Genomic DNA, 9228 nt, shown 5'->3' with positions numbered 1-9228 from the left:
TCATCCCAATATTGATTATACCTTAAGGCATCATCTGCATCCATATATCCGAAAGCTGATGATTTAACTTTACCGCCTTACCAATATCCTCCATATTCTATCAAATCTGTATATCCATAATTATTTTCTAAGCAACTCTATTCATCACCTAATGCGGTTCCCATCCAATCATTTGGATTCTGAGAAAATCTAATTGTTTAATACCATTCATATTATTCCAGTCCATATTTATTGCCGCACCTTCTCTCGAAGATAATGGTTGGAAGGTTTCATAAAGATACCTTCCTTTTTAATAATCTTTACATATCCTTCATACAATATTTGTTATTAAAAACTCATATAATGATTTATTAAATATTATCATTATATGGATTAGACTTTAGAATTTCTTGAATCTCATTACTCCTCTTTATATAAAACCTATTACCAATTATTCTTAACATTTCTAGCTGTTTTGCAAATAATATTCTTCTCCAATCTTTACCTTTTTCTCTATTAATCATTGCATACTTAGTTGCTTCTTTAAAAGTTATATCTCTATAAATTTCATAAAGTACTTCATCTACATTCTTTGATTCCTTACTTATTTCAATACCACCTCTATCACCTACTCCAACGTAATGATATAACCCATTATCTTCATACACATAATTTCCCGGTTCATATCCACCATCTCCATAATCGAAACGAATATTTTTCAGATTATTTCCAATTATTTCCTCATCAAATATTTTATTCAAATCATTTAAAACTATCTGTTGAATATTCATACCTATTCCTCCTTTTATTCTGGAATTAATATTCCTCGTTCTACATACCAATTAATTGGTTTTGGTAATTTATATTGAATTCCCAAACCTTTATCACCAACCCATGGTGCAACTACTGCTCTTTCAACTTTGCTAATTGAACCATTTATTTTATATCTTATATATTCATTTGGATTAGTATTAGGTGGTAATGCCAATCTATCAGCTGTTACACCTGTTTCTGTAACGTACGCACTCGAACTTCCTGGAGTCCCATATCTACCAACCTCAATTACTCCGTTATTTCCCAAACTTACCACTTCTTCTGTTCCTGGTATTGCCCCCCAATTGTCCGGATAATTCATTGAACCATCTACTTTATACCATCCATCAAATATAGAACCATTCTTAAACTGTCCTTTTTCTAATGCTTATTGATATTTCCAATAGCCATCATATCTTATTCCATCTTCTATTGGCATTTCTCCAAATGCGGAATATTTTCCAGTATTACTAACCCCCTTGGGACAGAGTCTGTATTTTATATCTACCTAGTGTTTTCAATGCTTTCCAATATTTTTTTAACTACTTTTACTTACTTACCATTTTTAATGTTATGTAGTTAGATTGTTAGCATTAATTTCCTTAAATCTATTAACCCTATTTTATCATGCTACTTCTTTTATTTCTATATTCAGCATTACAAGAAAAAAAGTTAATGCTCCATTTCTGAAACATTAACCTTTTTAACTTCTTTCACTGCATTATTTAAGTTATGCAGTATCAATTTTACTAATATTTCTATTATTTTTAATATATTTTTCTTAAACTTTTTTATGCAGCAACTTCTCCTACAATTTTGTAGTAACTATTAATCCTCATCATACGTTAAGTCGTCCATTTCTTGCATATCTCTTTCAATATCACCATACATATCTATTAAATTTATTAGAAAATCTATTGTAGTAACTCTATCATGCTCATATATTACCGCATCAACTCCTAAACTTGTAACTTCTTTATAAGCTTCTACTATACTTTTTATTCCATCTTCATCTGTGTATCCACAGACCATTACATATTCATTATTTATTATTTTAGCTTTAATTTCTCCTATTGATAAGTTTGTATATTTTCTTATAATACTAATGCATTTAGCTATTTTATCATTACTTTTTATTTTAATACCTATGTTATCCACTTATTTCCCTCCTACTTAGAAATCATTTATATCTATTATCGGCTCACCAGGTCTACTATTTTTAAAGTTTCCTCCATGCCATCCCTTTAAATGTTCATTTGGTGTAACTGGATATATTATTTCACCTTTATCAGCTAAATGAGGATATTTTGATGCACTATATGAATGATGTCCTTGAATAGGCTTAACATCATATTTAGGTGTTCTACCATTTAAAATATCTTGAATTTGTTCTGTTGTCCAATTACGTGTAGTACTTTCACCTTTTATTATTCTTTCTCTTTCTTGATTCCAGAATTGTTTAACACCCTCACGTCTTCTTGCTGAAAATCTTTTATTCCACTCATATGCTTCATATTCAGCTTTAGTTGCTATTCTATTATCTATTTTACTTTTAATCTCAGACATTTTCTTGGAACTTAACTGCTTATTTGTTAACTGATGTTCACTTAAATCTAATCCCTTAACCCTCTCAGAAATTATTTCTTTTGCATTAAGGTTACTTACCCCCTTGGGGCAGAGTCTGTCTTTTTATTTTAGTACCAATACCTTAGTATTTTCAACCCTTACCATAACTTTTTAACTACTTCTTATCACTTACCATTTTTAGTTTTATGTAGTTACTTTTTCTACCTTAATCTATTAACCTTATTTTATCATGCAACTTCTTTTTATTTCTACATTAGTTCTTACACATAATCAAAAAAATATCGTTGTAATTGAAGTATCGACATTTCAGTTACAACGATATTTTCTTTTATTTTGGGTTGAAAGGTGGCATAGGTGGTAAAGATTTTTAAGTGAATTTCTAAATTCTTGATTTAGCTAAATGAACTTATGCAATCCCTTAGGATTGTATTCCTTATAAATTTAGTTTCATCAACTATCAATTACTTTTTAATTTTATCTACCACTCTGCCCCCTTGCCCTCTATTCACTACATTATTTAAGTTATGCAGTATTAAATTTTCTTAATATTATTAATTTAACTCAATTTTTCTATTATTACTTTTTTATACAGTTACTTTATTAATTATTATGCATTCAATTATTTGCTGTAATCTACACAACCAATAAAATCTAATATATTGTTTTCATTTTTATAATTTATTTTATTAGAATCATATTCAAAATCATATAATAGTACTATTGAATTATACATATTCCCATCATAATTTTCTTTCAACTTAGGTATTATCTCATAATCATTAGAAAACCCTTCTAATAAAACTTCTAAGTCATTTGATTTTTCCTCCATATAATCTATTTCTGAAAAATCTATATCATAATAGTCTATCTTAAATTGTTTTTTAAATTTTGATGGTATAGAATCCCCATCATCAGTATATTTAATCTCCATAAATTCTCTAAAAGTCTTTTCATTATTAAAATTTCCTAGCCATAACGATACCTTGCCTTCTTTTTGCATACTTTTCTCTCCTCTAATTTATTTTAACTGTAGTCCCTTAGGTAAAGAGTCTATTCCTCCATCTAATCTATAATTCGCCCAATTATTTAACCTTCTTGTAAACGTATCATAATCTGTTGAACTATCTATTATCTTTAACAATTCATTATGAGCAGTTGTTGAGCCTCTACCTCCATGAACACCTTTAGGGTTTACGAATTTAACATCTGTAGTTAAACTTCTTAAGTCCTTAATTTGCTCCGCTGTCACATTCCAATTTTTAAACTGAGGAGTTCTCGAAACTAAATGCCATTCATGTAATCCACCTGGTTGTCTTAATCTATCCTCAATTGTTTGTCTCAGCTTAGGGTCTTTCCATATAGTATCTAATTCTTCTGAAGTTAGTGAATTAAAGAATTTATTAAATTCACCATTTCTTACAGATGGTATATCTTTGGATGTTAATCCATAAGGGTTACTTACCCCCTTGGGGCTGAGTCTGTCTTTTTATTTTTAGTGGTAGAGTTGAGTATTTTCAAGCCTTACCACGGTTTTAACACTACTTTTCTTCACCTACCATTTTTAGTGTTATGTAGCTATCATTTCAGCCTTAATTTTCCTTAATATGTTAACCTTATTTTATCATGCTACTTCTTTTATTTCTACATTCTTCATTGAATAAAAAAAGATTAATGCTCCAACTACTGAAACATTAACCTTTTATCTTCTTTCACTACATTATTTAAGTTATGCAGTATTTATTTTTCTCATCTTGATTGATTTTACTGTATTTTAATATTTACATTTTTTATGCATTCAGTTGCTTAATTATTATGCATTGAACTATACTACATTATTCAAATCCTCTAATTTTTAGTATATTATTGTTTTGCAGCTTAAATTTACTCTTCTGCTACTGCATGTTTATAAAACTTTTCTTGACTATCTCTAAGCTTTATATCGTCTTCAGTTGGCTCTAATTTTTCCTTAATTAAATTTCCTTTCTCATCCCATTCTTTCAATGTTAAACATACACCATATTCATATCTGCTTTCCGATTTTAATATACCATTATTATACCAATTCTTTTCAATGCCAAAAGTTCTTCCTCTTTGCATATACTGCATACTCTTTACTTTTCCATCATTGTAAAACTCAATAAAATCTCCATCCGAAAAACCATTTTTATAATAACAATAATACACTAAATTTCCATTTGGATAAGTTTCATAGGTTAATCCTGTAAATGGTTTTCCACCTGCTTCTTTTGAGTTATCTAAAATTCTATCACTTAAATATTCTTGTTCTAAAATATCATCATCATCAAAATCTATTCCATTCTTTAAGACATACTCTTTTGTCAATATCTTACTTTCCATACTTTAACACCTCCGGGAAATAACTTGCTCCATCTGTTATATATTCACAATGTGGGCATCTTGGCATAGGTAGTCCTCTAGGTTTTAACTTCTTTCCAGACCTAACTACGTACACCATAAAATCTTCTAATTTTGCATTAGGATTCGCTAACATTGCTTCATTTAAGGCATATACTTCTGCATGAGAACCAGCTCCTAATGTCCACTTTTCATAACTATTATAAGTTTCTAATGGCATGTTGTCTATTCTTTCTTTAATTATTGGATGAAGTTCTGTTGGTACCTTACCTTTAATATTATTTATTCCAAAATAGTATTTTCCTGTTTTGTGGTCTAAAACTCCTGCAACTGCTGGTCCTAATTCTTTCTTACTAATTCCTGATTTATATAATCTATCTATTTCATCATTAACTGCTCCACGTAAATTAATTCTATTATTAATTTGCTCAGAAGTTAATTTGTCATATTTATTTCTTAAATAATCAAGTCTATTTAGTTCAGGGTTACCTACCCCCTCAGTACCTTTAAACAAACTACTAGAATGGTTATCTATATCTTTACTCGTATCACTTACTATCTTTTTTATTTCATCTAGATTATTTGGATCTAATCCTCTAAACCTTGAATCAAAGTTCTTTATATATTCTTCAATGTTATTTCTTCCTGCTATACCATCTAACTTCTTTATAACATCTTCAAAATCACCTTTTATTTTAGTATTACTTATATTATCTCCAACTTGTTTAAATATCTGTCCTAAAGTTGCATTCTTACAGTCTATATTGTGAACCATAAGACCTAATTCTGTTATAAAGAATGTGTGGTAGTTTTCCACTATTAGGTTATATACTTCAATTTCATTATAACCCTTATATTCTATACTTTCTACTACCTCATACTCTTTTCTACTATTTAATACCTTTGATCCATCATGAAGTTCTCAAGCTTTTACCCATCCTTGATCTGTCATAAATGGGTGCTCAATTGTTGCATTAATAATTTGTCCTTTTATCTTTACACTTACTATTTCTTTGATCTTTTTTCTTATTAACTTTGCTACCTGATAGCTTTGCTCTCCAGTAGCTTCATTTTGAGATAATACCCTATAACTCTTTATTTAAATTCTTATTTTTCTTTAATCCCTTATGATTCTCCCCCAATTAAAATTTCTTAATCCCACTTTCCTATTTACAAGTTCCGTTATTTATATGTTTCATCTTTTCAAATTCTTTTTCTTTTTAAGTGAGACTCTAAATTTTACATTTAGCTAGTCAAACTTACACCTACGAATGCATATGAGTAGTGTGTTTCCTTTTATATCTTTTTATCCTACATATTTATTGTTATTAATTCCCCTTGATTTGAAGTGGAATTATTATGTCTATGATTTCCTTACCTGCACTCTGTGAAAGTGATTCACACCAAATCATAGATTTGGGCTCTCTACTTTTCAGCTTACAGTAGATTTCACTCCTAGTTATCTTAGATTTTATAAATATTTCAACATATGAAAAAAAGATTAATGCTCCATTACTGAAACATTAATCTTTTTAACTTCTTTCACTGCATTATTAGAATTATGCAGTATTAAATCTTGATATTTTTATTGATTTATCTGAGTTCTACTATTATTATTTTTTATGCAGTAAAACTCTCTATTAATTAAGCATTTAGTTATTCAAAAGTTATTACCAAGTGAGAATTTTTAGTTTTATCAGAAACTTTCTGTATAATTTCTTGCTTTAATTTTTCATCTATTATTTCATTTTCATATGGTGGTTCCCAATTTTTTATTGTATTCTTAAAAGCAATAAAGCCACCAATTACTTTTTCACCTTCGATTTTAACTGTTTTCCCCTCAATCTCAACCTTTATATATGACATTGTTCCTGTTATATTCATATCTAATCACCTTTCAAATATAATTTTTTCTATTCCTGTTTCTGGGTCTATAATCGTTATTTTGCTTACATTAGGGTTTTGTTTTAACCTTGGCAATTCAACATTTTCCCATATGTTACCTTCTCTCAACTCTTTTCCTACAACTGCTCTAATCTCTCCCGATACTTGCTTCGCATACTCTGCTGAAGCATCTTCCCACGCTTTAATTGAATCTAGATTATTAAAGTCCCATTCTGGCATTTTAATATTCTTATCAAAAATTGTAGACTCTAATGTTACTCCACCTTTTGTTTTTGCAATTTCTGCCGCCCTATCTGCACCACCAATCCCATTTGTTCTTCCAGACCAGAAAAATGCTGTATCTGGGTCTGTTTTTAACAACTTAGATATTTCTTCAATATCTATAGCTTTACTAACCCCCTTGGGGCAAAGTCTGTCTTATTATTTTTAGTGGTAGAGCCTAGCATTTTCAACCCTTACCACTATTTTATCATGCTACCTTCTCAATTTCCATAATTGGTAAAATGTATTCAGTTTTATTTTTCATCATTCCATAGATTATGTTATTAAGCCTTCTCATTACACACACTAATGCTTGTATCTTAGTCTATCCTTCTGAAATCTTTTTCTTGTAGTATTCTAAAAAAAAGAGTTAATGCTCCTTGATTAGAAACATTAACTCTGTTATCAGATTTATCATCTATTTTAAATTCAGTTGATTTAGCGTATATTTACAGCTTTTCAATCTGAATAGTATTCTTATTCACATTCTCATAAATCTCTCTTTTCTGATGCCTTATCGTTGGTTTTTGCTATATTTTTATTAGTTGATGTATGTATTCTCAGTTATTTATTCCATTGAATGATTTTATTATCTATTGATTGGTTATTTATTATAATTTCTTCATTGATTATTACTTCAGTTCTTATCTGATTAGATTTTCTTTTTTTCTATTATTATTTATTCTGAATAGATATTATTTCTATTACTCAATTTTTTATTCTTGTTAGTTGTTATTTATAATTAGGTTCTTGTTCCCCCCTATCCCCCCGTTCCTCTTTCCGAGTCCCGAGTTTCTATTTCCAAGTTCCATTATTTGTATGTTTTATCTTTTCAATTCTTTTTATTTTTTAGTGGAATTTATTTTTCTACTACATATTATATGTTCAGAGTTCCCCTCGATTTCAAGTGGAATTGTTGAACCTAGGATTTCCTTGCTTGCACTCTGTGAAAGTGATTCACTCCAAATCATAGATTTGGGTTCTCTACTTTTCAGCTTACGGTTGTTTTCAATCCTAGTTATCTTGGATTCTATAAATATTTCAGTGCATGAAAAAAAGATTAATGCTCCATTACTGAAACATTAACCTTTCTAAATCAGCTTACTACATTATAATAATTATGAATCTAATTATTTTTTTCTATTGTTAATTTTACTATACTTTTGAGTTTAATCTATTTATGCAGTTACTTTACTTTGAGTTTTGCAACTAGTTTTAAATAATACTGAACTTATACTTTTTTTCATAGTATTTGTTAAAATTCTCAATATTTTTTAAAGGGTTATTTTTTTTCATCCCATTTTCAAAGATTATCCATTGAGATAACTCATCTTTATTTTTATCAACTGCTTCTTTTATGTTCCTACCTAAGACTTCTTTATTGATAAAAAATGTTGCTTTTTTAATTTCTTCCTGAAAAATGCAAGCATCAAAATATAAAATAGCTATATATACATTACATGCACTACCTTTTAACATATGCTTCAAGTTATTTTCAAATAATTCATTTATTTTTTCTATATTATTATATTGCTTATAAAAGCAATTTACTAAAACTGAATTTATATCTGTAGGGAATACATCTGATGTAAATTTGGACACCTCTACTTCATATGGTTTTTTCCCACATAACAGGTTTTGAATTTCATCATTTTTAATAGCTTTACTTATCAAATCATCATAATTCATATTTTTCTTTTCTCCTAATCTACATTAATTCTACTTATTGTTGCTTGCTTCAATGGTATTATGTCAGAAATTGCCTCTGGCACATTTCCAGATGTATATCCTCCTGGAATCCATAATGAATTAGCACCAGTTTCGTTCCCACTTGGAAGTCTTAAGTTAAGCCCAGTAACATCATCAACATCAACTCTTACCAATCCACCGCCATCACTAAAATATCCCTTGGGGAAACCAAGTTCCTTTTCAATAATTGATATATCTCCATTTGCTCTAAGAACTACCCCATCACAATATTTTTTAGGTAATACAAATACAGTGTTATCATCTGGAACTCCTACGAAACCATTTATTTCTGAATACCTCCCGTATGCCCACTCTGTCTGAATAACTGATAGTCCATCATCGAATTGAGACAAATGCATATCCATATATTCTTTACTAAGATATGTTGCAGGGTCTGGTCTAGTTCCTTTAGGTATAGATACTATTTCATCTATCTTTATTTTATCTAGCCCAGCATTTTTCAATATATCAGCTTTACTAACCCCCTCAGTACCTTTAAACAAACTACTAGAATGGTTATCTATATCTTTACTCGCATCACTTATTATCTTTTTTATT

The 9228-nt window shown here is 29.1% G+C and carries 12 protein-coding genes and 1 pseudogene; all 13 read right to left on the bottom strand.

Going from position 1 to position 9228, the window contains the following annotated elements:
• Positions 1-350: 350 nt before the first annotated feature.
• On the bottom strand, positions 351-770 hold the full coding sequence (locus I4V16_RS04780) for an Imm63 family immunity protein (RefSeq protein WP_099329534.1): 420 nt from the start codon (positions 768-770) through the stop codon (positions 351-353).
• A 14-nt stretch (positions 771-784) separates the two neighbouring features.
• The gene (locus I4V16_RS04775; protein ID WP_099329535.1) at positions 785-1114 is read right to left on the bottom strand and encodes a glycohydrolase toxin TNT-related protein; all 330 of its coding nucleotides are present in this window, start codon (positions 1112-1114) and stop codon (positions 785-787) included.
• 506 nt (positions 1115-1620) lie between these two features.
• Complete coding sequence (locus I4V16_RS04770; protein ID WP_099329536.1) at positions 1621-1950, bottom strand: hypothetical protein; 330 nt, start codon at positions 1948-1950, stop codon at positions 1621-1623.
• A gap of 15 nt (positions 1951-1965) precedes the next feature.
• Complete coding sequence (locus I4V16_RS04765; RefSeq protein WP_099329537.1) at positions 1966-2358, bottom strand: hypothetical protein; 393 nt, start codon at positions 2356-2358, stop codon at positions 1966-1968.
• A 640-nt stretch (positions 2359-2998) separates the two neighbouring features.
• A complete protein-coding gene (locus tag I4V16_RS04760; protein ID WP_099329538.1) occupies positions 2999-3379 on the bottom strand; it encodes an immunity 22 family protein in 381 nt (126 codons plus the stop codon).
• Positions 3380-3397: 18 nt separating this feature from the next.
• On the bottom strand, positions 3398-3628 hold the full coding sequence (locus I4V16_RS17315) for a hypothetical protein (RefSeq protein ID WP_205686212.1): 231 nt from the start codon (positions 3626-3628) through the stop codon (positions 3398-3400).
• Between the two features lie 632 nt (positions 3629-4260).
• Positions 4261-4737 carry a hypothetical protein gene (locus I4V16_RS04750; protein ID WP_099329539.1) on the bottom strand — a complete coding sequence of 159 codons (477 nt, stop codon included), beginning with the start codon at positions 4735-4737 and terminating at the stop codon, positions 4261-4263.
• The gene (locus I4V16_RS04745) at positions 4727-5572 is read right to left on the bottom strand and encodes a YwqJ-related putative deaminase (protein WP_207745409.1); all 846 of its coding nucleotides are present in this window, start codon (positions 5570-5572) and stop codon (positions 4727-4729) included. The genes I4V16_RS04750 and I4V16_RS04745 overlap by 11 nt, the downstream gene beginning before the upstream one ends.
• 839 nt (positions 5573-6411) lie before the next feature.
• A complete protein-coding gene (locus I4V16_RS04735) occupies positions 6412-6639 on the bottom strand; it encodes an Imm74 family immunity protein (protein ID WP_099329540.1) in 228 nt (75 codons plus the stop codon).
• Positions 6640-6645: 6 nt separating this feature from the next.
• The gene (locus tag I4V16_RS04730; RefSeq protein ID WP_242974249.1) at positions 6646-7020 is read right to left on the bottom strand and encodes a hypothetical protein; all 375 of its coding nucleotides are present in this window, start codon (positions 7018-7020) and stop codon (positions 6646-6648) included.
• A gap of 109 nt (positions 7021-7129) precedes the next feature.
• A pseudogene (locus I4V16_RS17310) lies at positions 7130-7285 on the bottom strand (IS110 family transposase); the annotation flags it as partial.
• A gap of 851 nt (positions 7286-8136) precedes the next feature.
• Complete coding sequence (locus I4V16_RS04725) at positions 8137-8610, bottom strand: hypothetical protein (RefSeq protein ID WP_099329541.1); 474 nt, start codon at positions 8608-8610, stop codon at positions 8137-8139.
• 14 nt (positions 8611-8624) lie between these two features.
• A partial coding sequence (locus I4V16_RS04720) for a hypothetical protein (protein ID WP_207745408.1) occupies positions 8625-9228 on the bottom strand: 604 nt, incomplete at its 5' end.

This window comes from Clostridium sp. 1001283B150210_160208_E6 (genome assembly GCF_015669365.1).
GTDB lineage: Bacteria > Bacillota > Clostridia > Clostridiales > Clostridiaceae > Clostridium > Clostridium paraputrificum.
Note: the sequence above shows the minus strand (reverse complement) of the source record. Positions and strands in the feature narration are given on the sequence as shown.

Excerpts from the sequence above, each read along its gene's own strand:
- I4V16_RS04780 (WP_099329534.1), bottom strand. The coding sequence starts at position 770 with ATGAATATTCAACAGATAGTTTTAAATGATTTGAATAAAATATTTGAT.
- I4V16_RS04775 (WP_099329535.1), bottom strand. The coding sequence starts at position 1,114 with ATGAATTATCCGGACAATTGGGGGGCAATACCAGGAACAGAAGAAGTG.
- I4V16_RS04765 (WP_099329537.1), bottom strand. The coding sequence starts at position 2,358 with ATGTCTGAGATTAAAAGTAAAATAGATAATAGAATAGCAACTAAAGCT.
- I4V16_RS04760 (WP_099329538.1), bottom strand. The coding sequence starts at position 3,379 with ATGCAAAAAGAAGGCAAGGTATCGTTATGGCTAGGAAATTTTAATAAT.
- I4V16_RS04750 (WP_099329539.1), bottom strand. The coding sequence starts at position 4,737 with ATGGAAAGTAAGATATTGACAAAAGAGTATGTCTTAAAGAATGGAATA.
- I4V16_RS04735 (WP_099329540.1), bottom strand. The coding sequence starts at position 6,639 with ATGAATATAACAGGAACAATGTCATATATAAAGGTTGAGATTGAGGGG.
- I4V16_RS04725 (WP_099329541.1), bottom strand. The coding sequence starts at position 8,610 with ATGAATTATGATGATTTGATAAGTAAAGCTATTAAAAATGATGAAATT.